A 23,599-nucleotide genomic window follows, 5' to 3' on the forward strand; every position below is an offset into this window, starting at 1 on the left:
CGTTGAGCAGTGGCTCGGCTTCATGGGTTCGCGCATGTCGATGGCGATCGTGACGCCAAATCTAAAGCCCGAGCCGGATAGCCGGCTATGGACTGCGGCGCTGATGGACGCGTGGATGACGGGCGAGACGATCGCCTGCCGCTTTCCCCAGCCGGGCTTTAAGGTTGGAGCGCCCGGCGCGGGTGTCGTGGACGGCGCGGGGCAATCGGGCATGACGCTCAATCTGCGCGGCCTCACGCCCGGATATGCCTTTCGCCGGCGGCAGTTCTTTTCGGTTGTCCACGCTGGGCGACGCTACCTCCAGTATGTCCGCGCCCAGATCGTCGTCGGGGCCGACGGTCGCGCCGCGTTGCCGATCGGACCCATGCTGCGGATCGCGCCGGCGGACGGTGACGTGTGCGAATTTATCCCGATGATTGAGGGCAAGCTGTCGGGTGACGCCGCGGGCTGGACGATGATCCCAGCGCGCGTCCAGGGGCTCAGCTTTACCATCAGCGAGATCGCCTGATGTCGCTCCTCTCACCGGCCATGGAGGCTGCGCTTCAGCAGCCGCAGGCCACCATCTTCGGCGCGATCCGCATGGACCTGCCCGGGCGCACCGTGCGGCTGCTGGTCGGCTCCGGCGTGGTGAATTTCACGGTCGACGGTGTGCTTGAAACGTTCACCGGCAAGGATGAAGTCATTGGGGTGTTCTCAGCTATCGACACCCTGACGGATGGGCTCGGGGACGAGGCCCCAGCCTTATCTCTGACCTTCATGCCCGAAGGCGAGGCCGCGGCCGCGCAGCTCGCCTCGGTCTCGATGCAGGGATCGCCGGTGCGGCTCTGGCTTGGTGCCATCGACATCCAAACCGGGTTGGTAATTGGCGACCCGCTGCTGCTGTTCAACGGCCTGCTCGACGTCGCGACGCTGAACCTGAGCACCACAGGTCGGACGGTCGATTATGAGGTGACCTCCATCTTCGAGGATTTCTTCCTCTCCGACGACGGCGCCAGGCTCTCGGACACCTTCCACCAGTATCTTTGGCCGGGCGAGCTTGGTTGCTCCTTCATCACCTATGTCGGGCAGCAGATCTACTGGGGCACCTCGAGCCCTGATGGAGTGAAGCGATGAGCGAGCACCACATGCTGCGCCGAGTGGCGGCCGCTCAGGCGACGCTCGACGAGTTCCGCGGCGAGCCATTTCGCTGGGGCCACAGCGATTGCTCGCGGCTGGTCGCGGCTCACCTCCGGCGGTTGGGCTACAAGGTCCGGCTGCCCGCGAAGGGCAGCTACGGCACGGCGCGCGCGGCAATGAAGCAGCTGCGCGGCCGAGGCTTTGCCACGCTGGCCGACGCGCTCGACGGAATGGGCTTAGAGCGAATTCCGCCCGCGGCCGCCTTGGTGGGCGATATCGTTCAGGGCGCCTCCGGTGATGCCTTCGGTGCGCTGGGCGTGCTGCTCGATAATGGCCGCCTTGTCGGCTATCATGAGCATGCTGATGGTGCTGCGGTTCTCCAGCAGGTTGACCTCGCCGCGGCGTGGCGGGTCGAGGTGTCCCGCTAATGTCGAAGTTTCTCGCCACAGCGGCCATGGTGGTTGGCGGTGTCGCCCTCATTGCAACAGGGGTGGGCGCGGCTGCGTCGCTTGGCATCGGCATCAGCCAAGCGACCCTCGCTACCGCAACCACGGTCGCCAAGGTAGCTGGTTTCGCCGCTGCGGCCCTGATGGCGACGAGCTCGCTTACCGCGGCCAAGGGGTCTGCCGGTGGCTCTCCTGACGAGTGGAAAGCCGATCCAGACGCAGGCATCGATATCGTTTTCGGCGACGCCTACAACGGCGGTCACATCATCTACCGCACGGCGTACGGCGACAAGAACAAGTACCAGAGCATCGTTACCGAGTGGTCGATCGGGCCGGTCCAGTCGCTCGACACCCTGTACATCGACCAAATCGCTCGGCCGGCTGTCGGCGGCGTCGTCACCGTGCCCAACCAGGGCTTCATCCACGAGGCACGGCAGCGCGGCCTGTGCCCGGAACCTGCGGCGCTGACGGTCGCCCCTTCCCAGCCATACGGCTGGACCGCGGCGCACAAGCTCTCCGGCAAGGCCGCGACGATCATGACCTTCGAATATGACACGAAGGGCAAGAACACGCAAACCTCGATCCCGACCTGCGGTTGGCGCGGCAAGGGCGTGCTCTGCTACGACCCACGGCTAGACAGCACCTATCCGGGCGGCTCCGGCCCGCAGCGCGCGAGCGATCAGACGACCTGGGCGTGGAGCAACAACCCCTATGTGGTCGGCCTGACCTGGTGCCTGGGCTGGAAGCAAAACGGCAAGCTGGTCGCTGGCGTCGGGCTGCCGATCGCTGGGATCCTCGTCGACCAGTTCGTGGAGGCTGCCAACGTCGCGACAGCGATGGGGTGGACCGTCGGCGGGGTGAAATCGACAACCGACGACAAGTGGGACGTGCTGAAGGACATTCTGCAAGCCGGCGCCGGCGAACCGCTGCGCCTCGGCGCGCTGCTCGGCTGCATTGTCCAGCGCCCGCGCGTGAGCCTAGCCACCATTGACCGCAACGCGCTGGCGCAGGGCGACATCACGATCGCGGCGATGCAGGCGCGTCGAGACCGGATCAATACCATCGTGCCCCGGTACTGGGGCGAGGAGACCAGCACCGACGCGAGCAGCGGCGTCACCACCACGACGTGGGCCGAGGTACCTGCCGCGCCGATCGTCGTCGCCGACTACGTCGCTGCCGACGGACGCCAGGTCCGCAAGGAGGCTTCCTATCCGCTGGTTCAGTGCTTCGCTGGCCAGCAGCCAACCCAGGCTGCACAGCTGGCGCGCTATGACCTCGAGAACAGCCGCGAGTTCGGGCCGATTACGCTGCCGCTCAAGATCAGGTGGATGGGCTACAAGCCCGGGGACGTCGTCACCCTCGATATTCCTGAAGCCGGGTTAGAAGGGCAGGCCGTGATGCTTCTCACCCGGTCTCTGGAAGCCAGCACCGGTGTGGTAACCATCACGGCGCGGTCGGAGACATTGGCGAAGCACGCATTTGCCCTTGGGCAGACCGCTACCCCGCCAGTCTCCCCGGGACTGCCAGCAAATGCATGGGAGTGGGATGTGCCGGGTCTCGCTGAACTGGAGGACACAGTCGCGGCTCAAGGCGAGCAGTTGGCCACGCTGCCGGCGGACGGAACCTTTGACTTCCAGGTGCCACTCGCATGACGGTCTCCGTTCGCTTCCAGCTTGGCGGCCACAGGGCGGTTGATTGGACCTCGGGCAACCCGGTGCTGCTCGATCGCGAGTTCGCGGCCGAGACGGACACGGGCAAATTCAAGCTGGGCGATGGTGTTACGGCCTGGGCAGCGCTGCCCTATCAGGCGTTCTGGAGCCGCTGGGGACGGATCACCGGCAACTTGGCGGATCAGGCGGACCTCGGTGCCCTCGCCGGTCGGAGCACGGTCAACGGCAACGACTGGAGCGGCGCCGACCTTCCGGTCACCCATGGCGGCACTGGCGCTTCCTCGGCTGCTGCTGCGCGATCGAACCTCGGTGCACTGGGCACTGCCGATAAGGGGACGGCCAATGGGGTTGCGAGCCTTGGCGCCGACGGGAAAGTCCCGGTTGCGCAGCTGCAACCGCTCGATCTGTCGCAGGTCAACCTGACCGGCAGCTACACGCTGACGCTCGCCGATCGCGGCAAGCATCTGTATTTCGGGGCCAACAGCGGCAACACGGTAACGATCCCGCCGAACGCCTCCGTGGCGTTTCCGATCGGCGCCCAGATCCTGGTCGTGAACAACGGCGGAGGTGCTCAGACCATCGCGCAGGGCAGCGGCGTGAAGCTGTTCGGATCGGGCGGCGTCAAGAATTACGGGCTGCCGTCGGGGAGCGCCGCGACGCTGATCAAGGTCGGCAGCGACAACTGGTTCATCTTCGGCACCAATCTTTCCTAAGCCCCGCCTGGAGGCCGCCCGTGCAAATCTCGCAACCTGTCCATCTCGCCGCATTCCGGCGGGATCCGCTGCGCATCGTCATCGACATCGACGGCGTCGATCTGAGCAGTGTTCCCGTCCGCTACGCGGTCGGCCTCTACCCTGACATCGATCCGGCATTTCGCTCCCTGACGCTCGGCCCCACCACCGTCCCGGGGGGCGACGGCGTCCGCCTGGTGAGCGTAACCTATCGGGACGGCCTGGCCAGCTCCCGGTTCGAGATCATCGCGAGCAAGGGGCTGATTGCGGCGTTGCCCAAGGCGGCGGAGCCCGGCGACGACTTCGCGCTCGCGCACGAGCTCGGCGTCGATGCCCTTCCGATCGCTGACGGCCTGACCCCCGTCGAGACGACCCTCTTCACCGGCACCCTGACCATCAAAGGAAGCATCAATGACTGACGTCTCCATCGACGTATCCGGCCCCGGCGCGCGCATGGCCAGCCTCAAGGCTGACGAGGCAGATGCGTCGGCTACGCGCGCGGCCAACTCCGAGAAGCAGGCTGCTGCGTCCGCAGCCAAGGCGACAGCTGCGATCGCGCCGGTTCAGACCGCCCGCGATAACGCGGTCCAGTCGATCGGCACGGCGCTCGCGCAGATCCTGGCGCTCAAGGGATCGTTTCGCACGCCGCAAGACGGGCTGAGCGCAACCGCAGAGGGCGGGACCTTCAGCGTCTATAGCACAGGCAACACGGCCGTGACCCTGTACCAGAAGGTCAGCGGCGCTGCGGTCCCGGTCAACTCGCTGCCGGGAATGTCTGCGACCGACCGCATCGCCCGTGTCGTTCCCATCACGCCGGACGTGGATAATGCGCCCTCCATCAATGCCGCGCTGGCCGATCCGCTGGTAGCGGGCGTGATCCTGCCTGCCGGAATCGCGACCATCCAGGGCGGGATCGTGGTGCCCAGCGGCAAGTACCTGCGCGGTGCTGGGCGCGGGGTCACGATCCTCAAGGCCATGACCGGCTTTGCCGCTGCGTCGGGCAGCTCGGGCCTCTTCACCGCCATGATCACCAGCGCGATGGGCGCTGTGTCGCCGATCGTGTCCGATCTCACCTGCGACGGATCCAAGATCCCGCAGTCGACCCTCCAGATCAAGGGCGTGGTCATGTACCGCGCGATCAACTTCGTCGTGGAGAACGTCGAGGTCATCGACATCAACAGCTACTCGTTCTGGGCGGTCGGCATCTTCGGTGATGCGGACAGCGTGCGCCCGACCGGGCTGTTCCGGAATATCCGCTCGATCAACGCCAACGTCCATTTCGAGTGCTCCAACGCGCTCAACGTCCTGTGGGATGGCATGGAGTGGAGCGGCGGCGATGACGAGATGTTCACCGAGGGCGTCTATCACGCGCTCGCCGGATCGAGGAACATTACCTACCAGAACGGCCGGCAGATCGGGCCGGGCGGCGGAATCATCCTCTACGTGGTGTCCGACGAGAACAGTACCGTGGAGAACATCCGCTTCTTCAACTGCGATGGCTTCGGCGCGACCGGGCAGCTGGCGGCCCACATCAACGGCGGTAGTGACACGCGCCGCTGCACGAACATCGAGATCGAGGACTGTGATGTGGGCGGCACCTCGGTCGGCCTCCTCGCGACCTACGCCGATGTGCGGCTCATCAACAGCCGGATCGATGCGCGTGCCAATGTCGGGGTAAACGGCGTCAACAACACCCAGATCGAGCTGATCGATTGCGAGGTGAAGGTCACCGCTACCGGCGCAGGCGCCTCCGTGACGCCGCTCCTGGCCGATGCGACCAGCATTATCGACATGTCGGGCGGCCACCTGTGGTACGACTGTGACGCCGGCAGCGAGGTCACCGCCTTCCCGAACCGTGTCTACACGACCGGCGTCACTTTCGGGCGAGATGCCTACGGTCGTGGCCCGATCCGCGGCGCGGCACCGGGCGGCATCGGCGGCAAGGTCCGGACGATCCTCACCGCCCCTCACAACAACGCCTTCGGCTCGATCATCGGCGATGGCACCCCCGCGGCGATGCTCTTCACCACAACGCCGGGCGCCAGTTACCGGGTTCTCGTTACCGGCCAGATCCGCGCTGTCTCGAACGGTGGGGGCGAGAGCCCGGGCGTCGGCTTCGCCGCCTACGGTGATGGCGGGCTGACGGTCTCTGGCCAGGGCCGCATCATGAGCGCGCTCAATGCCGGCTCGACCGGCGGGGCCGAGCGAATTGTCGCCCTGCAGAGCTTCGCCGAGCAGGACCAGTTCTCGACCGTGAGGATCGAGCCCGGCGAGTTCGTGAAGAAGTACCCGTTCCGCATGGAGGCGGTCATCATCGCGACCGGCGCTTACTCCTTCCAGGTCAAAGGCTGGAACGCCGGTGAGATCCAGCCTGGCGCTACCTTCGAGGTCGAGCGGATCGCCTGACAGGAGCAAACAAGGATGCCGCTGACCCACATGGGCGTGATTGCCCTCCGCATTGTCGCGACCGCGTTCGCCCTCTGGAACGTAAGGTGGGCGGCGAGCGGTGCCTTGGAGCTGATGCGAGGTAAGCTCCGACCTCCCGAGATCTATCTGGCAGTCGTGTTCTGGATGTCGGTCGCCGTGCTCGTGTTCCAAGCATCCTACATCGTCGGGCAGACCGATGGGTGGCGTCTTTTCGCATACACGATCCTCACAACGACTATGGCGTTGGGCAGCTTGGGGCATGTGCTCGGCGCGCCTTATGAGGCACGGCAATTCTACGCGACCTGGGATCACCTCGGCGTGGCAACGGCCATGGTGGACCTCGCCCGGGTCAATCCCCAAGCGGCTGAGCGCATCGCCGAGGAATGCCGCCACCTTACGGCGGCCCAGTTGGTGACCAAGCATGGCTGAACTGATCCAGATTATCCCGATGCTAGGTGCCAGCGGTGTCGCCGGGTGGGCGGGCAATGCCATCCTGCAATGGTCCAAGGCACGGGGCGAACGCGACCAGGCGCGAGCGAGCGCTGAGATCGACCTCGAGCAGCACCGCGACAAGCTCACCTTCGACCTGCTCTCGGCCGCTCGATCGGAACTCGCCGCAGCGCGCGCCGAGGTGGCCGAATTGCGGCCGCTGCAAACCCGCCTCGCTCACATCGAAGCACGCCTCGCCCACTTCGAGGAGGCTCTCGGCCATCTTGAGGCCCTGCTCGGCAGCCGCGATGCGCCGGAGCGCGCGCAGGCTGAGCGACTAGCAAAGGCCTTCGTCACCCGCATGCGGCGCCTGGGTGACGCTCACGGCACCCTGCTGAACGAAGCCCAGCGCGAGCAGAGCGCCGAGCGCATGGCAAGCCAGCTCGACCCGAGCATGCCGGATTACCCTCGCGCCTGATCGGCGCACCCAGGAGAACACCCATGGCAGATATCAAGCCGCCCCGGTCGGGCGCGGCGCAGCAGCCGCGCGTCTCTGGCGCGGCTGGTGGTGGCATTGCGGCCGCCATCGCCGCGGCGCTCGTGATCGCCGTTGCCGGGCTGAAGCCCGACGAGGGCAAGCGCAACGTCGATTACCTCGACATCGTGAAGGTGCCAACCGCTTGCTACGGGCACACCGGTTCCGACGTGAAGGTCGGGACGCGCCGCACGGACGCCGAGTGCGAGGCTCTTCTGTCCAAGGATGCGCAGGCCCACCTCGTCGGCGTCCTGCGCTGCACGCCGGTGCTGGCCAGCCACCCCAACCAGCTGGCGGCCGCCACCCGCATCACCTTCAACATCGGCGTCGCCGGCTATTGTGGGTCGAGCATAGCCGATCGCTTCAACCGCGGCGACTGGCAGCGCGCCTGCGACCGGTTCCTCGTCTGGAATAAGGCGGGCGGGAAAGTGGTCCGGGGCCTCACCCTACGCCGTGAGCGCGAGCGCGCGCAGTGCTTAGTGGAGTTGCCGGCATGACCGAGCAAGTCCCTGCGGCAGAGCCTGTCATCGTCCCGCCTTCGGCGCTCAACCAGCAGCTCAAGGCGCAGCTGCGCATCGGCATTGCCGCCATCGGCGGGTCGCTGGTGCTGCGGCACGTCCTGCCCGCCTGGGCGGTCAACGATCAGACGGTCGATTACCTTGCTGGGCTGGCGATGGTCGGGGGTGCGGCTGCCTGGTCGTGGTTCCGCGCCAGGCTCAACCACGCGCGCTGGCTCGCAGTCGCTCGCGACCAGCGCGTGCCCGACGAGGTCGCCAAGGTCGCTCCGACCACGCCGACTGCCTGACACCTTCCCCAACGGAGAACACCCATGAAGATCTTTGGCGTCACCATCACCACCAAGGCGGTCATTGCCGTCGCCGCTACGGCGCTCACCCAGGCAGTTGCCGCAGTCGCCCAGCCGGGCAACCCCATCGGCGATGCGGTGATCGCCGCAGTCGCCGCGGCCGAAAACACCAACCTCTCGGGCGCGGAGAAGAAAGCTCAGGTGCTCGCCGCTGTGGTCGACCTGATCAAGTCCGAGGTCGCCAAGGGCGGGCTGTCGGCGGCGATCACTGACGTCGAGCAGTTCGCCGGCATGGTGATCGAGGAGGTGGTGGGCAAGGTCAAGCAGACCTCCCTGCTCAGCATCGCGGTCGCACTGCTGAAGCTGCTCGGGCTCAAGTGAGCGGCACCGGCCGTGTCGTCGTGGTCTACGGCGGCACGGTTCCCAACACCGGCAAGGCCGCCCGCGCCGTCCAGGTAGATCCCGACGGCGGCGGCAAGCGCCTGCTCTTCTTCATTCCCATCGGGACCGATCCTCTCGTCGGCGCCGCCATCACCTGGGGTCCGCATCACGCGGAGTTTGCTGGCCAGCGCGTCGCGAAGCTCAGCAACGAGATCGACCCCGACGCTCCCCTCACCTGATCACAGGAAATCATCATGCCTCAGCTTTCGACCCGCGTTCGCAATGCCATGGGCAACGCGATCGAGACCGCGATCGGCGCTAGCCCGGTCATCGAGTTCCGCACCGGCTTGCCGCCCGCCTCGCCGGCAAGCGCTTCGGCCGGCAACCTGCTGATGTCCGGTACGTTGCCGGCAGACTGGATGGCCGACGCCGCCAATGGCGTGAAGAGCCTCAACGGCACGCCCAAGGCTGATGCCGCCGTGGCAGCCGGCTATGCTGGCCACTACCGCATCAAGGCCGCTGACGGCGCCTACGACATGCAGGGCCTCATCTCCGAGAACTGGACGGCGTCGAAGGCCTACGTCGTCAATCAACAGGTCAACCTCAACGGCAACGTCTACCGGGCAACCGCAGCCGGCACGTCCGCGGCCAACGGTGGACCCGCGGGCACCGGGGCGGCGATCGTCGATGGCGGCGTAACCTGGGCCTATGTCGGGCCCCAGGAGATGGTGCTGACCAACACCAATATCGCGGTTGGGCAGGACGGGATCACCGTCAACAGCCTCGCCCTGACGATGCCGGCAGCCTGATGATCCGGTGGTTCATCGCCACGCTGCTTGAGGCAGCGTGGAACGCCGTCACGCGGAACGACTCCGCGCGCTATTTCGATCGGTAGGCAGATGGTCGATTTCGTCACCGACCTGTTCGCGGCCGCATCTGATACGCCGATCGCGAACCACGCCCCGGACGTTGGCGGCGTGTGGGCGTCGTTTGGCGCGGGCGCGACGGTTATCGCTGCGTCGGGCACCGCATCGCCGACAGGAACGGGCGGCGACAACGGCGCGCTGAATTACGCCGTGCCGCCCTCTGCCGATTACACAGTAAGCTGTGTCTTCACGACGAAGGCCAATGGCAAGAACACGCCGCAGGTCTATGCTCGCGCGACGATCCTGAACAACGCCATCGGCAACTGCTATTTCTTCTTCTACAATGGCGGAGGCGATTGTTACCTGTCGGCCAAGACCGGTGGCAACAGCTATTATGAACTAGCCCACCTGTCCCGAACGCTGGTCGGCGGGGAAACGCTGTCGATCACCGTCAAGGGTACGACAATCAGTGCGGCCATCAACGGCACTACTGTGCTGAGCGTCACCGACACGAAGGTGACCGCGGCTGGCTACGCCGGGTTCGCGGGCAACGGCGGCAACATCGACAGCTTCCGGGCTTACACGGACGCGCCTGCATCGATCAGCGCGGCCAGCTCATCTACTCTCGCCGCGATCGGCGTTGCGGCATCGGCGGCGCTCCTGATCGCCGCCTCGGCCAGCATCTCGTTGAGCGCCATTGGCGTCACAGCCGCAGGCTCGGTTCCGATCCATGCGACAGCGGCGCCGGCACTCCAGCCGATCACGGCCCAGGCGGATGGCCGGCTGCCGATCGCCGGGACCGCAGCGGCGTCGCTGGGCAACATCGGCATCACCGCGGCCGGCACCCTGCCGATCCGCGGCGCGACGTCAGCGGCTCTCGATCAGATCGCCACCTCGTCAGCCGGCGAGCTCGACATTCACGGCGCTGCCGCGGCGACGCTCGGCGCCGTCACCGTCGACGCTCGCGCCGGCGGGGTCCAACTCGCCAGCGGCACTGCCGCGGCCACCCTTGGGCCGGTCACCGCGGCAGCTACAGGTGCGGCGAGCCTCGTCGCAGCGACCGGCGCCACGCTCCGGCCGGTGCAAGCGACCGGCGCTGGGGCCTCCCAGATCGTAGCAACCATGGCGGGGCAGCTGGGGGGCGTCACCGCCTCGGCAACCGCCACGGCGCCATTGCGCGCTGTCACGGCGGTCATCCTCGGATCGATCACCGTCGCCAGCGACGCCCGGATGCCGATCAGGGCGACAGCTTTTGTCACCCTCGACCCCATTGGCTTCGCCGCGAGCGCGCTCAGCGACGGCGAGCCGGTGATCACCCCGCCCGAGCGGATCGTCCCCGCGCCGGCGCAGCTGCGCCTAGTCCGCGCCATTGCCCGTCCCCGTATCGTTTTCGCCAGAGGATAACCGCATGCTGATATGGCCGACCAAGCGGGTCGACGAGGTGCTCGACTATCAGATTGACTGGACTGACCGGCTCGACGGCGAGGAGATTGTGGCACGGTCGGCGACGGCCGTCGCCCGGGGCGGCATCGCCGAGATCGAGCGCGGCACCGCAGTCACTGGCGCGGTGCAGACCGTGTGGCTCAAGGGCGGCCGACAGGGCGTCGGCTTCATCGACGTCACCGTAACCACGCCCTCGGGTCGGGTTCACGAGGAGGCGGTGCAGATCACGATCGCTCGCTAATTGGATTAGTGAGACGTCGAGTTGAACCTGTCGATAGCGTTCCGGAACCACGACAACTGGCTGAAGCCCAGTGGGGTCAACTCCCACCGTTCATTGTACCTGACCAACCCTTTGTCGAAGAGCGCTTTGATGATTTCTTGATCTGTGGCCTCAGGCAGAGGCCATCCGTCGCCTTCCTTCTTCGCTGTGTCGATCACAGCTTGTTCTTTTTCCGGAAGAGCGCTCATACGGTTTTCCTAATTTCTGTCATATCGCTGTGGCAAGAGGCGGCTGAGATTGCCGCTCAGCCTGCGGTAAAAATGGGATATCTGGGTGTGAGCCGATCTGCCATCTGCTACGTATGCGACCTCGGGTTCCTAGTCCCAACGTTGATATCGATCGAATCCGCTCGTCGGTTCGTTCCGTCCAGTGTGCCGATATACCTGGTCACGATCTTCCCAGATGACGATCACATCAAAGCACTGGAGCCACTGCTCTCTCGCCTGTCGGTGACGGTCATTCCCTTCGACCGCGAGCGAATTGAATCGGTCGCCGATGTCTGGGCCGAGTCTCACGTGCCGACAGCGGCGCTCGGCCGGTTCTTCCTGCCCGAACTGCTGCCGGATAGCGTGAAGCGCATCCTATATGTCGACGGTGACACGATGTTCGTGCGCGATCCATCGCCGCTGCTCGATCAACCGCTGCCGGCGGGCAAAATCGGCATGGTCGAGGATGCCCTCTCCTTCTACCGGCATGACCAATCTGCCAATGGCGCTGACGCGCGAGCGTATATGCAGGGGATCGGGCTTTCGCCGGATGCCCGTTACGCCAACTCTGGTGTTTTCGTCGTCGAGCGCGATGACTGGAAGGTGATCGCGACGGAAGCGTTGGCTTATCTCAGCGAGCATTCGAAGGCGTGTCTGTACCATGATCAGAGCGCGCTCAATGCGGTTCTCGGTGACCGCAGCTTCCCGCTTTCGCCGATCTGGAACTATCAATCTCGCTTTGTGCAGTGGCGGGCGAAGCCGATTGCGAAGCCGGCAATCCTGCATTTCACAGGAGCCGCCAAGCCTTGGATGGGTGAAGTCCGCCCTTGGAAGAAGGTTTCGCACCGAGTGCGCTCGATACTTGCGTCGCTGCCGACTAAGGGGCTGCCCCTGCGCTCCATGAGCGATCATGAAGTTGCCGCCCACAACAGCCAGTACGAGGGGCCTGTGCGGCTCGTCAGAAAATTCCTCGACACTCGCCAGCTACGTCGTGTCAGGTCGTTGCGTCGGTATCACCGCTCTGCGGTGCTCTAGTCCGCTCACGAGGAAACGGGCGGTTCGTCGCCCTGGTCCATGTCCTCTTCGATCAGCACGCGCAGGCCGAAGTGCTCGAGCGCACCTTCCCCGACGTCCTGACCGGCCATCAGCCGCTTCAACAGATAGGGCAGCTGCTCCGGCACGATGATCGACAGCGACCGCACCCGCGAGATGCTGCCCTCTATGTGGAGCGAGAAGTGTTCCGGTAGGCGAGGCATAACGCCTTAGAACGCAACGGGAACAGATTCGGCAAGCGTTATTGAACAAGCGAGCCCATGGACCAGTTCGGCGAACGCATTAGCCGGCCGCAGGTTTTTCCTTGCGCAGAGCGGCTATGCGGCGTTCTGCTTCAGCAATGATGCGGTCCTGCTCATCGGCTTTGGCATCCAGCGCGTCAGCTGCCTCAAGCATCGACTCGCGGACGCCGGATGGCTCAAGATGGCTAGCTAGATCGCGGTACCCACGCGCGCGTATTCGAAGGTCCTTTGCGGTCGTTGGACTTGTCATCGGCAGTTAGCTCAAAACCTCGCAGCGCGCGCAAAGCCCCGTTGCGTAAGCTCCCACCGCCCACGCAGCCGGATGAGATCTTTGGTTGCCAGTCCGTCTAGCAATCTCCCACTCGTACCTTCAGGTATGGCCCAACCCTGCCCGTCATGCTCTGCTGCGTCGATTATCGCCTGCTCAGCATCGGTAATGTCGTTCATTTACGCAGGCTCCTTTTTAGCGGACGCAAACTCAAGCGCAGCTTTTCTTTGCGAGCTGTGACAGCCGCCTTCGTGCGTCCTAGCGCCGTAGCGATCGCTGGCACCTTCGCCCCCTCGCCGATCATGACCCAAAGCCGATGGTCATCGTCTTGGGTCCACCGTTTAAATGGACGAGGATCTGGATCAAACGGCACCATCTTTCATTAGGCCCCTGAGAAGATGCTGCTAGTCCCCTCCTAACAGGCGAGGGCAAATTATCCGCCTCCGAAGGTTAAACAGCAAACAATCGCAAGGATGAACGCTCCGCACACGGCGAGCTCGACCCGCCATTCGCGTTGCTCTATTTCCGAGTGGTCGTCGCCGTGAGATCCGTGACGGCTTTGCTTCGACATCCGCTTCCCTGCGTGATTGCAGGTCGGCGACATAGCGGCGCTACCTTGCTCGAGCATGTACCAATCGGACATCCGGAATAACTGACCCACTGGCCGTGTGAGTAGCACTCCGGAGGATGCACCCTTCGCCTTTTCGGCGTCCCTGATGCCGTTCATCCGCTCAGGCTACGGCGTTCGCAGGCGCAAGCCCAGCTTCGTCTTGCGTCCCATGATCGCGGCCTTCGATCGACCAAGCGCCGTCGCTATGGCGGGCACCTTGTAGCCCTCGTTGATCATAGCCCGGAGACGGGCGTCATCATCACCGGTCCAGCGCCGGCTGGAGTTCATTCCTGGTCGGTACGGCATAGGCCCGGCACGACGCTTCAGGCCGGCTCAGTATCCCAGATCTTCGGCTGTTAGCCGCAACTGCGGCCCGTTACTGTGACTGAAAAACATCGCTCACCTATGCACATATAAAGATGTCTTTATGTCGCGTCTGGCTCCATCTTTGATCCCGAAGAAGCAGAATGCTCGATCGAGGCAAGTAAACGCCTTTCGGCATTATAGGCGCTACCCTGCCATTCCTTCACCACGTACACGGCGCCGTCGCGCATCGTGACCCTCAGGTTCGTATAGCTATGCCCGCGATCCCACTTCATGTGGGAGACGTCGGCGGCGCGGATCAGCGCATCCTCGATGCGGACCATGACTGGTGGGTGATCTGTCACGCTAGGATCCTCCTCATGATCATCACTACGAGCGCGAAACAGGTGAACAGCCCGGCCGCCAGATTGCTGTAGACGATGCACCTAATCATGAAGCGCTCGAACTCGGTGAACTCGCCGCTCATGCCGGCGCCCCGTCGTGCTCAGAGCCTTGGGCGGCGGCGTGCGCCTTCTCGTCAGCCGCAAGGATCGCGTGGGCCAACTCGACCCAATGCGACCACGGCCCCTCGGCGTTCTGATTGTCGTTCCTCGGCGACCAAGGAACGAACCAGCCTGTCAGCCAATCTGACCGCTGTATACCGAGGCGACGTTCGGCCTGGAGATGCTCGGGCAGATACGGGTCGAGCGCCTCGTCATCGAGCCGCGGCGCGCTGTTCTCAGCCACGGGCGGCTCCCCGATTCGCAATGGTGCAGCTGATCATTTCTGGCCTCCGTTCATTTTCCGACATTTTCCAATTGCCCTGAGGGGGTCTGATGGGTACAGACGCGCAACAAGTCGGAAACACACGAGAGCGAGCCACTGACTCTTAATCAGCGGGTCCTTGGTTCGAGCCCAAGTGCGTCCACCATTTTCTCCAACGGCTCCGCAGCGATGTGGGGCCGTTGTGCATTAAGCGTCCTCTGCTATTCCCCGTCGCGGGGTGACAGGCTCGGCAAACGGATTTTAACCCATGGCAGCATTCAAGGCACCCGATTTCAACCAGCGCGCCGCGGCAGCACGCGACGCCAAGCAGCGCGCGCTAGAGCTGCTGCGCAACAAGCCCGCGCAAGATCCGGCGGTCGTCGCCGAGCGTCAGGCCGCCCGCGCCGCGCGTGAGGCTGCCGAGGCGGAGCGCCGCGCCGCCAAGGCTGCCGCCATCGAAGCTGAGAAGGCTGCCAAGGCCGAGGCCAAGGCTGCAGCTGAGGCTGCTAAGGAGGCCGCCAAGCCCAAGCCGGTGACGCTGCCTACCGCAGCCGAGCTCAAGGCCGCTCGCGACGCACGCTACGCCGCCCGCAAGGCACGGGCGCGCTAACGCCGGATGCAGACGAAACGCTGGCGCTGCCGATCGGCGGGCTGGCCGTGACTGCCGTCAGGCGCAGACTGCCCGGGCGACGGGCCGCGCGGACACGCCAAGCAGATCACGGATAGCGGCGCGCTCCCCGGCGAGGTGCTCCTTCATGGTTTCAGCCATCGCCGCAGCGCCGACGCGATACCAGTCCCACCGGGCATGAAGATCGAGGTGGCGCGCGGACCTGATGAAGTCGCGATACTCCTCTGCCGCTGCGACGCACGCCGTTTTGAGCCGCAAACCGATACGGCCGCGTTCACCGCCGGCGGCAATCGCCACGGCGAAGATATCGCGGTGCTTGAACAGCGCGTACTCCATCGACAATCGCGACATTTCCATCCGCTTGTCGGCAAGTGACGCTACGAAGGCGTCGGACGGTTGCGTTCGCGCCAACATCGGCTTGGCCCACGCCAGGATTGCCAGCAACCGTTGCTGATGCTCATCCAACTGCCGCGCAAGCATAGCAGGGCTTTCGCTCGTTCGATGCTTCACGAACGATCAGTCCGGCATGATGGAGCGAGCGATGCAATTCTGACATACATCTAGCTCCAATTACCGGGTAGCATGATTGTTCCACGCCCGACACTTTGCTCGACATTACATATGCTTAACAGTTACAGCCAGCCGACCTGAGGGCATTCAAGCGGCCTCCATCGCCGCCACTACCGCCAGGATGACAGCGCCACGATCCTCGTCCGCGGCATGTTCCAGCTGAGTTTCCAACGCCGACGCCCGTGCACCGAGATCGCGCTCGTTGAACATCGCCGCCGACCCCGCGAGCTTGTGCAGCAGGCTGGCAAGCTGCGCGACAGCGTCTTCGTCGAGCTGATCCGACGCCGTCAACCCACGCGCGAACGTCGCCAGTTCGGCCTTGCGTGCGTCGAACTTTGCCTGCAGCGCCGGGCTGATCGAGAAGGCCGGCGCTGCAACCACCGTGCCGCGCGCCGCCGCCGTCCAGGCCTGGATCGCGGCGGCGAGGTCGGCGAGCTGCACCGGCTTGGTGAGATGGGCCTGCATGCCTGCGGCAAGGCACGCCGTGACGTCGTCGGCATAGGCGTTGGCGGTCAGCGCCAGGATCGGCAGCCGTGCGGCAGCGATCCCTGCCGCACGGATCTTCCGTGCCGCCTCCAGGCCGTCCATGACCGGCATCTGCATGTCCATCAGCACCAGGTCGAATCCCGCTCCGGACTGGTCGGCCTTCACCGCCGCCTGCAGCGCCTGCAGGCCGTTGGCCGCAATCACCGCTTCATGACCCAACCGGCCCAGCATCGCCGTCATCAGCGCCTGATTGACGTCGTGGTCTTCGGCGACCAGCACGCGCAGCGGTCGTGCCGGCACCGTCTCGGCTTCCCTGGTGCCGGACGTCGTCGCGTGAGACGTAGCTTCGATCAGCGGCAGCCGCAGCGTGAAGGTAGTACCGACCCCTTCGCGGCTGGCGAGCTCCAGGCTGCCCCCCATCAGCGCCGCCAGCTGGCGGCTGATCGCGAGGCCGAGCCCGGTGCCGCCGAACCGGCTCGCGGTGGACTGCTCCGCCTGGGTGAATTGCTCGAACACCGCCGCCTGGCGATGCGCGGGGATGCCGATGCCGGTATCCTCCACTTTGACCTCGAATGCTTGCCCCGCCCCATCGGCCACGATCGCGGCGCTGAGGCAGATGCTGCCCTGCTGGGTGAACTTTACGGCATTGCCGAGCAGATTGAGCGTGATCTGGCGCAGTCGCAGGCCATCGAGGAGGACGCAGACCGGCAGCGCCTCGTCGATGCGGACTACCAGCGGCAATTCTTTCTGCGAGGCGGCCGGCTGGATCAGCTTGGCGCAATTGCGCAGCGCGTGCCGCAGATCGATCGCTTCGGGCGAGACCTGCATCTGCCCCGCCTCGATCTTCGACAGATCGAGGATGTCGTTGAGCAGCCGCATCATCGCCCGACCCGAATCGACGATCAACTGGGCATGGTGGCGCTGCTCGGCACCAATATCGCTGTTGAGCAGCAGATCGGCAAAGCCGAGCACGCCGTTCATCGGCGTCCTGATTTCATGGCTCATGTTGGCAAGGAAGCTGGATTTGGCGCGCGCCGCCGCCTCGGCATGGACCCGCGCGGAATCCAGTTCCAGCTCGAGCCGCTTGCGCTCGGTGACGTCGCGCAGCGACGCGATCAGTTCCTGGGGCGCCCCGGTTGCGGCGTCGCGCACGAGCCCTGAATGCGCCTCGATCCACAACTCGTGGTCTGGCTCATCGGCACGATGGCTGCGATAGGTGATCACGCCACGCTCGATCTCCCCCGACACAAATAGATCGTGGAAGGTGAGCATCTCGTCACGATCGTCCTCATGGACCCACTCGGCGATCGAGCCCCCCACCAGTGTCTCGGCCTCGACGCCGAGCACCTCGCGCACCGATGGCGAGGCATAGGTGCAGCGGCCATCCAGATCGATGCGGAGCACGGCGTCGGTGGCATTGGCGGCCAGCAGGGCGAGTTCACGCTCGGCGTGTTCACGACGAACAATGTCCGCCTCGAGCCGCCGATTGGCCTCGCTAAGCGCCAGCATCCGCTCGCGGCGGTCCCGCCAGACGAGCAGGCCAAGCAGCAGGACGAGAAGCCCGCAGCAGACGAGCACGGCGACCATTGGGCGCTGCAGGTTCTCGGCGCGGGCCAGGCGAACCGCGAGCAGGCCGCTCTCCTCGGCGTCGATCTGCTTGATCACGGCAATGGTCGCCGCGGTCGATCGGTCGTTCTCCTTGCTGCCGAGCGCCGCCGTCGCCTGATCGGCGTGGCCGGTGTCGTGCAACCTGATCGTCTCGGTCGCGTCCCTCAGCCGCGTTGCCACCAAGCGTGCCAGCACGGCGATGCGCGCCTGTTGAGTGGGATTGTCGGCCGTCACCTGGCGCAGCGTGATCAGCGCCGGAATCAGCGCGTGACGGCTCTCCTCCAACGTCGTGCGCGCCTTGGGGTTACCGGTCAGCAAATAGCTACGGCGATAGACCTCCGCGCGCAGCAAGGTGATGCGAACTTGGGCCAGGCTCTCCCTGACTTCGAAGGTATGGCGAACCCAGCTGTCCGCCGCCTGCTTGCGCGCGGCGAGCCACAGGCCGGATCCTGCGCAACAGCTCAACAGCAAGAAGGCGATGATCATCACCGCCTGCGATCTGATCCATTTCCCGTACACGGCCGGCCTCCTGCACTTCCGGCAATATGGCCGACTGGTTAACAGGTTGTTGAGCTAATTACGGCATTCAGGAGCCGAAAAGTCGCGCGGGCGATGCACCAATTGCGTGTGTTTCCGCGTTGTTGCCTGGAGCCCTGACGGGCTTCGTGATGCTCACCGATGCGGACAGAGAGGTATGATGGCCCGGATCATTATCGCCGACGACGACGAGATCGTTGGAGAAATCGCTCGTGATGCGCTGATCGCCGCCGGCCATGGCGCCGGCTTGCTGGCTGATGGCGACGAGGCGCTCAAGGTGATCAAGGCGCGCAAGCCCGATGCGGTGGTGCTCGATTGCAACATGCCCGGTCTGTCCGGCGTACTACTCGTCCAGGAACTCCGGCGTATGCCCGACTTCGCCCGTCTGCCGGTGTTGATGCTGACCGGCCGCAAAGGCCAGCGCGACGAGGAGCTCGCCCGTTTCGCCGGCGCCGACGATTATATGAAAAAACCGTTCGATCCCGACGAGTTGGTGTTCCGGGTCGAGCAGTTGCTGGCAAAAGGCTGAGCGGCGCGATGGCACGTATCATCTATGTGGAAGACGACGATCTGGTCGGCAAGCTGGTCCAGCAGGTGCTGACCAACGCCGGGCATCTGATCGGCGTGGTGAGCCACGGCACGCTTGGCTTCGAGACGATCGCGTTCAAGAAGCCCGATCTGGTGATCCTCGATCAGGCGCTGCCGGGAATGCAGGGCCTCGAGATCCTCAAGGCGCTGCGCGCGCTACCGCAACTCTACCTCACCCCAATCATCATGCTCACCGCCAAGGGAGAGGAGCAGCATTGGGACGCAGCGATGGGCGCCGGCGCGAACGATTATTTGGTCAAGCCGTTTGATGCGGCGGACTTGATCGTCCGGGTCGAAACCGTGCTGCGCGAGAACAGCTTCCATCGCCCCGCGCCGGCCGCGGCATCCGGGTCAGTCGTCGAGCAGCCGACGCGTGACCCGCTCGGCTAGGTCAATCAAGCCTGTTTCCTGATCGGCGGTGATCGCGGCGCGCGGCGCGGTGTCGATCGCGCACAAGGCGCCGAGCGCGGTGCCGCACGGGCTCACCAGCGGCGCACCCACGTAAAAGCGGATGTGGGGGACACCCACCACCAACGGGTTGCCGGCAAACCGCGGGTCTGCCGCGGCATCGAGCACGCAGGTTAGTCCATGAGGCTGGGCGACGACATGGCTGCAGAATGATATGTCGCGGTCGATCTCATCGTGATCGAAGCCGATCCCGGCGACCACCCGCATGCGCCGCGCCGTGATCACCGTCGCGAGGCCCGTGGCGGAGCCGAACAGCGCCGCCGCCTCGCGCACATGAACGCCAACGTCGCGCGCACGTTCGTCGGTCACGCCCGCGCTGACGCGCTGCGCCATCTGGTCGCGCTGGAGGGACAGCCGAGGGGCTAACGCAAAGAAAGTCACGGTCGCTGCCTTTCGCCTGAGCGCGTTCGCTAGCGGAAGATCTTGACCAATCGGTAAACGACGTCGGTCACAATTGCCCCATCCAGGATGTCGCAAGGTGCGTTGCCGTGCCAATGCTGATAAGGCTGGCCTCCTCCAAATGATGGCACGACAGGAGGCAAGCATGGGCGTGACCGGTATAGGTGGCTTCTTCTTTCGCGCTAGGGATCCCGACGGCTTGCGCGCCTGGTATGTCGAGCATCTCGGCGTCGGTTCGGCGCCTTATGGGGCGTGGGACACCGCAGCGGGGCCGAGCGTGTTCGCGCCCTTTGCCAGCGACACCGACTATTTCACCGCCGATCGCCCATGGATGCTAAACCTCAGGGTCGACGATCTCGATGCGCTCTGCGCGGGTCTTGCCGCGGCAGGGATCACCGTCACGACCAATCCAGCGTGGGACATGCCGGGTGTCGGCCGGTTTGCACGCCTCAACGATCCCGAGGGCAATCCCCTCGAGCTGTGGCAACCCGATCAGGCTGGCTGAGACACGCTACCGACATAGCCCGCCACCGCCTGCGCGTGCGAAGGCAGGCCAGCGACGGTGCGTACGATCCCCTGGCGCAGATCGGCAAAAGCCGTGCGCATCGCGTCGGCCGGCAATAGGTTGGCGATCCGATGATGCGTCGCGGGCACCACCCCCTGCCCCAGCATCACCGATGCCCAGGAGTCGACGCGGAACAGCTCGTCCTGCGCCTGATAGGCGGCCGCGCTCTCGCGGAACAGCGCAATCCGGCTGTTCAGTGTGTCGGGCAGCGCCATAGCAGCGCATCGCCGCCAGAAAGGCGCGTCGTCGCGATGCGTCAGCGCATAATGGAGGATGATGAAGTCGCGGACATGCTCCCATTCCTCCCGCGCCTGAGCATTGTAGCGATTGCGCAGCGCGTCGCTGGCGCCGGCAAACGGAAAGGCCTGGATCAGCCGCGTCACTGCTGACATCACCAGGTGGATGCTGGTCGATTCGAGCGGCTCGATGAACCCGGCCGCGAGGCCCAGCGCGATGCAGTTTCGACTCCACGCGTGCTCGCGCATGCCCGTGCGATAGCGGATCAGTCGCGGCTCGAACAACGGCGCGCCATCCAGCGCCCCGAGCAAGGTCGCGCGGGCCTCGTCCTCGCTCATGAACTCGCTGGCGAACACCAGCCCGTTCCCTACCCGATGCTGCAGCGGGATGCGCCAACGCCAGCCGGCGCCATGAGCTATGGCGCGAGTGTAGGGGACAGGCGGTCCACTCGCTTCGGTCTGCACCGCCAGCGCGCTGTCGGTCGCGAGCCACTCGCGCCAATCGACAAAGCCGGTACCGAGCGCCTCGCCGGTCAGCAGCGCGCGAAAACCCGTGCAATCGATGAACAGATCGCCCGCAACGCGCTCGCCCGAGGCCAAATGCAGCGCAGCGATGTCGCCGCTTCCCTCGGCTAGTTCCACCCGCTCGATCCGCCCTTCCACCCGCGTGACGCCGGCGGGCTCTGCGCGCGATCGCAGGAAGCGGGCATAGGTGGTCGCATCGAGATGATAGGCATAGGCCAGCGCCGGCTCGCCACCGAGTGCGAACCGCTCTGCGGCAGCCGCCGATGCTTCCAATGAATAGTCGGTGTAGGCCGATGCGATCCCGCGGTCGCGCGCCTCGAGCCAGAAATGCTGGAAGTCGGCCATCACCACCGATCGGCCGACCGAGCCGAACGGGTGGAAATAGCGTTCGCCGATTCGGTCCCAATTCTCGAACGAGATGCCGAGCTTGAAGGTGGCGTGGGTCGCCCGCATGAACGCGGCTTCGTCCACCCCGAGCAGGCCGTGGAAGGCGCGTGTGGTGGGGATGGTCGATTCGCCGACGCCGACGATCCCGATCTCATCGGATTCCACCAGGATGACATCGATTAGTTCACCGAGCTGCGCCACCAGCGCCGCGGCGGCGAGCCAGCCCGCCGTGCCGCCGCCCGCGATGACGACCCGGGTCCGCGGCCTTGCCTCGCTCATCGGTTGAGCCGCTGGAGCAGATAGGCGCGCAGCTGCCGCGCGCCACGCTCGTCGAGTGGCGCGAGCGGCCCCTGCGCCGCGGCGGGCAGATGCACCGCGGCGCGCTCGGCCTCGCCGAAGATGTAATAGTCGAACATCGCGCGCCACCCCTCCTTCTCGCCGGCCGACCGATCACGCAGGCTGAGTATCGCGTGCAGCAGCGCATCCATCGGCGTGTCGAGGAACGCCGGCGCCTCGTTCCACCAATAATTGACGAGGATGTTGAAGGCGTCGAGCGCCTCGACATGGTGCCACCACAAGGCCGGGTAGACGAGCACGTCGCCCGGCTTGAGATCCGCGACCTGAGCCGCGGCCATTGCGGTCGCAAACCGGGGGTAGCGCGCGAGATCCGGTTCAGCGAGATCGACCATGCTCACCACCTGCCCCCCCGGGGTGGGTGCAATCGGGCCCGGGTAAAGGTTGTCGATCTGCCGGGGCGGAAAGAGCGTGAAGCGCCGTCGGCCCGCGACGCACACCGCCATGTTGTTCGACATGTCGTAATGGGTCGAAGCGATCGTGCGATTGCCGATCCAGATGCTCGCGAGCGGCGGGTGGCGCGTGAAGAAGCCGTCCGCGGCCACGATGTCGTTGGTCTCGCGCAGGCCCGGGAGATAGGTGTCGATGTCGGTCGAGCCGAGATACAGCGACGGCGCGTCCGGCTGGTCGACGGTGTCGAGGACGCGCGCCAAGAACCGCTCGAGCCGCATCCGCTCGGCGGTAAAGTTCATCCCGGTGACCGCGGCGTCATAGTGGAAGCGGCCACGTATGTCGGGGTCGCCGACATAGCCGACCACCTCATGGCCGGCATCGAACCTGCGCAGCATCGCCGCCGCATCGGCGGGTGAGGACAGCCCTGCCTGCACCAGCGGCCACTCCCGGGCCAGGCCACGGAGGATGACCGGCACGCCCTCTGCGATCAGGGCGTGCAAATCGGGTGCGTCATCCGGAGGACGATCCAGCACCCGCACCGGGTGGCCGAACGGCTCAGCGGGCGGCGTCATGACGCAGCTTGCGATCGAGCAGATGGCGGATGTTGCCGAGCGACGATGCCAACCAGAAGGCAGGGCGGAGATGATCGTCCCGATGGAGCCGGTCGAGCGCGGTACCATCGAGCGCCGCCAGTCGCGCCGCATCGATGGTGAAACAGTCGGGCACAGTGACGCGCCGCGTCTCGTCGAGCATGAGTTCGAGGGCCACCGGCACGATTAGGTCGAGCGACAGCCAGGCGGCGATCAGCGCCTCGCCCGCCTGCGCGCCGGCGTAGATGGTGCGCAGCACCTCAGCGGCATGGTCCAGCAGCGGCGCGTTGCCGCCATGCTCGCGGAAGATCGGCTCGCCGCTCGCGCCGACCCGCGGGTGATCGAGATCGATGTGGACCATCGGCTCGGCGTCGGGTGCCGCCATCCCGATCGAGAACGGCCCGCGCGCATGAAGCGCCGGCACGTAGCGCGCATCCCAGCGCTCGCCGTCGAGGAACAGATTTTCGTCGCGATCCAGCCCGAGCAGCACGGTGGCACGAAACGCACCCTCGTCACTGCGCCGCAACAGGATGGCATATTCGCGTTGCAGCGTCTCGAACTCGCTCGGGAACACCACCGCCTGGTTCACCGCGTCGCCAAAACGCGCGCCATGGCCGGTGGCCACCCGCAGATGCTGATGGTCGACGTTGTTGAGCAGCATCGGTCTGGTCATGGCGTCAACGTCTAGC

The 23,599-nt window shown here is 65.4% G+C and carries 32 protein-coding genes; 21 read left to right on the plus strand and 11 right to left on the minus strand.

Annotated elements, in window-relative coordinates:
- Positions 1-40 precede the first annotated feature (40 nt).
- From OXR60_RS09230 to OXR60_RS09305, 16 genes are all read left to right on the plus strand, one after another.
- On the plus strand, positions 41-508 hold the full coding sequence (locus tag OXR60_RS09230) for a hypothetical protein (protein ID WP_267395584.1): 468 nt from the start codon (positions 41-43) through the stop codon (positions 506-508).
- Entirely contained in the window at positions 508-1,113 is a 606-nt protein-coding gene (locus OXR60_RS09235) for a hypothetical protein (RefSeq protein WP_267395585.1), read from the plus strand. The genes OXR60_RS09230 and OXR60_RS09235 overlap by 1 nt, the downstream gene beginning before the upstream one ends.
- Positions 1,110-1,544, plus strand: coding sequence for a hypothetical protein (locus tag OXR60_RS09240; protein ID WP_267395586.1), 435 nt, complete (start codon positions 1,110-1,112; stop codon positions 1,542-1,544). The genes OXR60_RS09235 and OXR60_RS09240 overlap by 4 nt, the downstream gene beginning before the upstream one ends.
- The gene (locus OXR60_RS09245; RefSeq protein ID WP_267395587.1) at positions 1,544-3,214 is read left to right on the plus strand and encodes a hypothetical protein; all 1,671 of its coding nucleotides are present in this window, start codon (positions 1,544-1,546) and stop codon (positions 3,212-3,214) included. The genes OXR60_RS09240 and OXR60_RS09245 overlap by 1 nt, the downstream gene beginning before the upstream one ends.
- A 62-nt stretch (positions 3,215-3,276) precedes the next feature.
- Positions 3,277-3,945, plus strand: a complete 669-nt coding sequence (locus OXR60_RS09250) for a hypothetical protein (protein ID WP_267395588.1) — start codon at positions 3,277-3,279, stop codon at positions 3,943-3,945.
- Between the two features lie 20 nt (positions 3,946-3,965).
- Entirely contained in the window at positions 3,966-4,382 is a 417-nt protein-coding gene (locus tag OXR60_RS09255; RefSeq protein ID WP_267395589.1) for a hypothetical protein, read from the plus strand.
- Complete coding sequence (locus tag OXR60_RS09260) at positions 4,375-6,369, plus strand: hypothetical protein (protein ID WP_267395590.1); 1,995 nt, start codon at positions 4,375-4,377, stop codon at positions 6,367-6,369. The genes OXR60_RS09255 and OXR60_RS09260 overlap by 8 nt, the downstream gene beginning before the upstream one ends.
- A 15-nt stretch (positions 6,370-6,384) precedes the next feature.
- Positions 6,385-6,819, plus strand: coding sequence for a hypothetical protein (locus OXR60_RS09265; RefSeq protein ID WP_267395591.1), 435 nt, complete (start codon positions 6,385-6,387; stop codon positions 6,817-6,819).
- Complete coding sequence (locus OXR60_RS09270; protein ID WP_267395592.1) at positions 6,812-7,297, plus strand: hypothetical protein; 486 nt, start codon at positions 6,812-6,814, stop codon at positions 7,295-7,297. Before OXR60_RS09265 ends, OXR60_RS09270 begins: the two co-directional genes overlap by 8 nt.
- A 23-nt stretch (positions 7,298-7,320) precedes the next feature.
- Positions 7,321-7,851 carry a lysozyme gene (locus OXR60_RS09275; protein ID WP_267395593.1) on the plus strand — a complete coding sequence of 177 codons (531 nt, stop codon included), beginning with the start codon at positions 7,321-7,323 and terminating at the stop codon, positions 7,849-7,851.
- Entirely contained in the window at positions 7,848-8,159 is a 312-nt protein-coding gene (locus tag OXR60_RS09280) for a hypothetical protein (RefSeq protein WP_267395594.1), read from the plus strand. Before OXR60_RS09275 ends, OXR60_RS09280 begins: the two co-directional genes overlap by 4 nt.
- 24 nt (positions 8,160-8,183) lie before the next feature.
- Positions 8,184-8,540 (plus strand): hypothetical protein, encoded by a 357-nt coding sequence (locus tag OXR60_RS09285; protein WP_267395595.1) that lies wholly within the window; start codon positions 8,184-8,186, stop codon positions 8,538-8,540.
- Positions 8,537-8,779, plus strand: coding sequence for a hypothetical protein (locus OXR60_RS09290; protein ID WP_267395596.1), 243 nt, complete (start codon positions 8,537-8,539; stop codon positions 8,777-8,779). Before OXR60_RS09285 ends, OXR60_RS09290 begins: the two co-directional genes overlap by 4 nt.
- A 48-nt stretch (positions 8,780-8,827) precedes the next feature.
- On the plus strand, positions 8,828-9,349 hold the full coding sequence (locus OXR60_RS09295) for a hypothetical protein (RefSeq protein ID WP_267395597.1): 522 nt from the start codon (positions 8,828-8,830) through the stop codon (positions 9,347-9,349).
- A gap of 90 nt (positions 9,350-9,439) precedes the next feature.
- A complete protein-coding gene (locus tag OXR60_RS09300; RefSeq protein ID WP_267395598.1) occupies positions 9,440-10,810 on the plus strand; it encodes a hypothetical protein in 1,371 nt (456 codons plus the stop codon).
- 4 nt (positions 10,811-10,814) lie between these two features.
- Positions 10,815-11,090, plus strand: coding sequence for a hypothetical protein (locus OXR60_RS09305; protein ID WP_267395599.1), 276 nt, complete (start codon positions 10,815-10,817; stop codon positions 11,088-11,090).
- Positions 11,091-11,095: 5 nt separating this feature from the next.
- On the opposite strand, the gene OXR60_RS09310 is transcribed toward OXR60_RS09305, so the two are convergent.
- Positions 11,096-11,317: a hypothetical protein gene (locus OXR60_RS09310; RefSeq protein ID WP_267395654.1), complete on the minus strand. Its 222-nt coding sequence runs from the start codon at positions 11,315-11,317 to the stop codon at positions 11,096-11,098.
- 72 nt (positions 11,318-11,389) lie between these two features.
- Here OXR60_RS09310 and OXR60_RS09315 point away from each other — a divergent pair, with 72 nt between their 5' ends.
- Positions 11,390-12,370 (plus strand): glycosyltransferase, encoded by a 981-nt coding sequence (locus OXR60_RS09315; RefSeq protein WP_267395650.1) that lies wholly within the window; start codon positions 11,390-11,392, stop codon positions 12,368-12,370.
- 5 nt (positions 12,371-12,375) lie between these two features.
- On the opposite strand, the gene OXR60_RS09320 is transcribed toward OXR60_RS09315, so the two are convergent.
- From OXR60_RS09320 to OXR60_RS09335, 4 genes are all read right to left on the minus strand, one after another.
- Positions 12,376-12,591 (minus strand): hypothetical protein, encoded by a 216-nt coding sequence (locus tag OXR60_RS09320; protein ID WP_267395600.1) that lies wholly within the window; start codon positions 12,589-12,591, stop codon positions 12,376-12,378.
- A 1,342-nt stretch (positions 12,592-13,933) separates the two neighbouring features.
- The gene (locus OXR60_RS09325) at positions 13,934-14,155 is read right to left on the minus strand and encodes a hypothetical protein (protein WP_267395601.1); all 222 of its coding nucleotides are present in this window, start codon (positions 14,153-14,155) and stop codon (positions 13,934-13,936) included.
- Positions 14,156-14,172: 17 nt separating this feature from the next.
- On the minus strand, positions 14,173-14,298 hold the full coding sequence (locus OXR60_RS09330) for a hypothetical protein (protein ID WP_267395602.1): 126 nt from the start codon (positions 14,296-14,298) through the stop codon (positions 14,173-14,175).
- Positions 14,295-14,558 carry a hypothetical protein gene (locus OXR60_RS09335; protein ID WP_267395603.1) on the minus strand — a complete coding sequence of 88 codons (264 nt, stop codon included), beginning with the start codon at positions 14,556-14,558 and terminating at the stop codon, positions 14,295-14,297. Before OXR60_RS09335 ends, OXR60_RS09330 begins: the two co-directional genes overlap by 4 nt.
- A gap of 286 nt (positions 14,559-14,844) precedes the next feature.
- Between OXR60_RS09335 and OXR60_RS09340 the strand changes: the two genes are divergently transcribed.
- Entirely contained in the window at positions 14,845-15,186 is a 342-nt protein-coding gene (locus tag OXR60_RS09340) for a DUF6481 family protein (RefSeq protein ID WP_267395604.1), read from the plus strand.
- 57 nt (positions 15,187-15,243) lie between these two features.
- Here the strand turns inward: OXR60_RS09340 and OXR60_RS09345 are convergent, their stop codons facing one another.
- Complete coding sequence (locus OXR60_RS09345) at positions 15,244-15,684, minus strand: hypothetical protein (RefSeq protein ID WP_267395605.1); 441 nt, start codon at positions 15,682-15,684, stop codon at positions 15,244-15,246.
- A 177-nt stretch (positions 15,685-15,861) separates the two neighbouring features.
- Positions 15,862-18,354: an ATP-binding protein gene (locus tag OXR60_RS09350; RefSeq protein ID WP_267395606.1), complete on the minus strand. Its 2,493-nt coding sequence runs from the start codon at positions 18,352-18,354 to the stop codon at positions 15,862-15,864.
- 208 nt (positions 18,355-18,562) lie between these two features.
- Here OXR60_RS09350 and OXR60_RS09355 point away from each other — a divergent pair, with 208 nt between their 5' ends.
- Together OXR60_RS09355 and OXR60_RS09360 are read left to right on the plus strand one after the other, a co-directional pair.
- Entirely contained in the window at positions 18,563-18,934 is a 372-nt protein-coding gene (locus OXR60_RS09355) for a response regulator (protein WP_267395607.1), read from the plus strand.
- An 8-nt stretch (positions 18,935-18,942) separates the two neighbouring features.
- Positions 18,943-19,383: a response regulator gene (locus OXR60_RS09360; protein WP_267395608.1), complete on the plus strand. Its 441-nt coding sequence runs from the start codon at positions 18,943-18,945 to the stop codon at positions 19,381-19,383.
- Here OXR60_RS09360 and OXR60_RS09365 read toward each other — a convergent pair.
- Positions 19,345-19,770, minus strand: coding sequence for a GAF domain-containing protein (locus tag OXR60_RS09365; protein WP_267395609.1), 426 nt, complete (start codon positions 19,768-19,770; stop codon positions 19,345-19,347). The genes OXR60_RS09360 and OXR60_RS09365 overlap by 39 nt on opposite strands.
- Positions 19,771-20,005: 235 nt before the next feature.
- Here OXR60_RS09365 and OXR60_RS09370 point away from each other — a divergent pair, with 235 nt between their 5' ends.
- Positions 20,006-20,365, plus strand: a complete 360-nt coding sequence (locus OXR60_RS09370) for a VOC family protein (protein ID WP_267395610.1) — start codon at positions 20,006-20,008, stop codon at positions 20,363-20,365.
- Here OXR60_RS09370 and OXR60_RS09375 read toward each other — a convergent pair.
- Genes OXR60_RS09375 through OXR60_RS09385 form a run of 3 tightly spaced genes read right to left on the minus strand, consistent with a single transcriptional unit; the run spans position 20,353 to position 23,583 of the window.
- Positions 20,353-21,852: a tryptophan halogenase family protein gene (locus tag OXR60_RS09375; protein ID WP_267395611.1), complete on the minus strand. Its 1,500-nt coding sequence runs from the start codon at positions 21,850-21,852 to the stop codon at positions 20,353-20,355. The two genes, OXR60_RS09370 and OXR60_RS09375, sit on opposite strands and share 13 nt — an antisense overlap.
- Positions 21,849-22,892: a cupin-like domain-containing protein gene (locus tag OXR60_RS09380; protein ID WP_267395612.1), complete on the minus strand. Its 1,044-nt coding sequence runs from the start codon at positions 22,890-22,892 to the stop codon at positions 21,849-21,851. Before OXR60_RS09380 ends, OXR60_RS09375 begins: the two co-directional genes overlap by 4 nt.
- Positions 22,876-23,583, minus strand: a complete 708-nt coding sequence (locus tag OXR60_RS09385; RefSeq protein WP_267395613.1) for a SapC family protein — start codon at positions 23,581-23,583, stop codon at positions 22,876-22,878. The genes OXR60_RS09380 and OXR60_RS09385 overlap by 17 nt, the downstream gene beginning before the upstream one ends.
- Positions 23,584-23,599 lie beyond the last annotated feature (16 nt).

This window comes from Sphingomonas sp. GC_Shp_5 (genome assembly GCF_026540855.1).
Lineage (GTDB): Bacteria > Pseudomonadota > Alphaproteobacteria > Sphingomonadales > Sphingomonadaceae > Sphingomonas.

Coding starts and splice junctions, on each gene's coding strand:
- OXR60_RS09230 (WP_267395584.1), top strand. CDS start 41: ATGGCGATCGTGACGCCAAATCTAAAGCCCGAGCCGGATAGCCGGCTA.
- OXR60_RS09235 (WP_267395585.1), top strand. CDS start 508: ATGTCGCTCCTCTCACCGGCCATGGAGGCTGCGCTTCAGCAGCCGCAG.
- OXR60_RS09240 (WP_267395586.1), top strand. CDS start 1,110: ATGAGCGAGCACCACATGCTGCGCCGAGTGGCGGCCGCTCAGGCGACG.
- OXR60_RS09245 (WP_267395587.1), top strand. CDS start 1,544: ATGTCGAAGTTTCTCGCCACAGCGGCCATGGTGGTTGGCGGTGTCGCC.
- OXR60_RS09260 (WP_267395590.1), top strand. CDS start 4,375: ATGACTGACGTCTCCATCGACGTATCCGGCCCCGGCGCGCGCATGGCC.
- OXR60_RS09265 (WP_267395591.1), top strand. CDS start 6,385: ATGCCGCTGACCCACATGGGCGTGATTGCCCTCCGCATTGTCGCGACC.
- OXR60_RS09270 (WP_267395592.1), top strand. CDS start 6,812: ATGGCTGAACTGATCCAGATTATCCCGATGCTAGGTGCCAGCGGTGTC.
- OXR60_RS09275 (WP_267395593.1), top strand. CDS start 7,321: ATGGCAGATATCAAGCCGCCCCGGTCGGGCGCGGCGCAGCAGCCGCGC.
- OXR60_RS09280 (WP_267395594.1), top strand. CDS start 7,848: ATGACCGAGCAAGTCCCTGCGGCAGAGCCTGTCATCGTCCCGCCTTCG.
- OXR60_RS09285 (WP_267395595.1), top strand. CDS start 8,184: ATGAAGATCTTTGGCGTCACCATCACCACCAAGGCGGTCATTGCCGTC.
- OXR60_RS09295 (WP_267395597.1), top strand. CDS start 8,828: ATGGGCAACGCGATCGAGACCGCGATCGGCGCTAGCCCGGTCATCGAG.
- OXR60_RS09300 (WP_267395598.1), top strand. CDS start 9,440: ATGGTCGATTTCGTCACCGACCTGTTCGCGGCCGCATCTGATACGCCG.
- OXR60_RS09305 (WP_267395599.1), top strand. CDS start 10,815: ATGCTGATATGGCCGACCAAGCGGGTCGACGAGGTGCTCGACTATCAG.
- OXR60_RS09310 (WP_267395654.1), bottom strand. CDS start 11,317: ATGAGCGCTCTTCCGGAAAAAGAACAAGCTGTGATCGACACAGCGAAG.
- OXR60_RS09315 (WP_267395650.1), top strand. CDS start 11,390: ATGGGATATCTGGGTGTGAGCCGATCTGCCATCTGCTACGTATGCGAC.
- OXR60_RS09320 (WP_267395600.1), bottom strand. CDS start 12,591: ATGCCTCGCCTACCGGAACACTTCTCGCTCCACATAGAGGGCAGCATC.
- OXR60_RS09325 (WP_267395601.1), bottom strand. CDS start 14,155: ATGGTCCGCATCGAGGATGCGCTGATCCGCGCCGCCGACGTCTCCCAC.
- OXR60_RS09330 (WP_267395602.1), bottom strand. CDS start 14,298: ATGAGCGGCGAGTTCACCGAGTTCGAGCGCTTCATGATTAGGTGCATC.
- OXR60_RS09340 (WP_267395604.1), top strand. CDS start 14,845: ATGGCAGCATTCAAGGCACCCGATTTCAACCAGCGCGCCGCGGCAGCA.
- OXR60_RS09345 (WP_267395605.1), bottom strand. CDS start 15,684: ATGCTTGCGCGGCAGTTGGATGAGCATCAGCAACGGTTGCTGGCAATC.
- OXR60_RS09350 (WP_267395606.1), bottom strand. CDS start 18,354: ATGATCATCGCCTTCTTGCTGTTGAGCTGTTGCGCAGGATCCGGCCTG.
- OXR60_RS09355 (WP_267395607.1), top strand. CDS start 18,563: ATGATGGCCCGGATCATTATCGCCGACGACGACGAGATCGTTGGAGAA.
- OXR60_RS09360 (WP_267395608.1), top strand. CDS start 18,943: ATGGCACGTATCATCTATGTGGAAGACGACGATCTGGTCGGCAAGCTG.
- OXR60_RS09370 (WP_267395610.1), top strand. CDS start 20,006: ATGGGCGTGACCGGTATAGGTGGCTTCTTCTTTCGCGCTAGGGATCCC.
- OXR60_RS09375 (WP_267395611.1), bottom strand. CDS start 21,852: ATGAGCGAGGCAAGGCCGCGGACCCGGGTCGTCATCGCGGGCGGCGGC.
- OXR60_RS09380 (WP_267395612.1), bottom strand. CDS start 22,892: ATGACGCCGCCCGCTGAGCCGTTCGGCCACCCGGTGCGGGTGCTGGAT.
- OXR60_RS09385 (WP_267395613.1), bottom strand. CDS start 23,583: ATGACCAGACCGATGCTGCTCAACAACGTCGACCATCAGCATCTGCGG.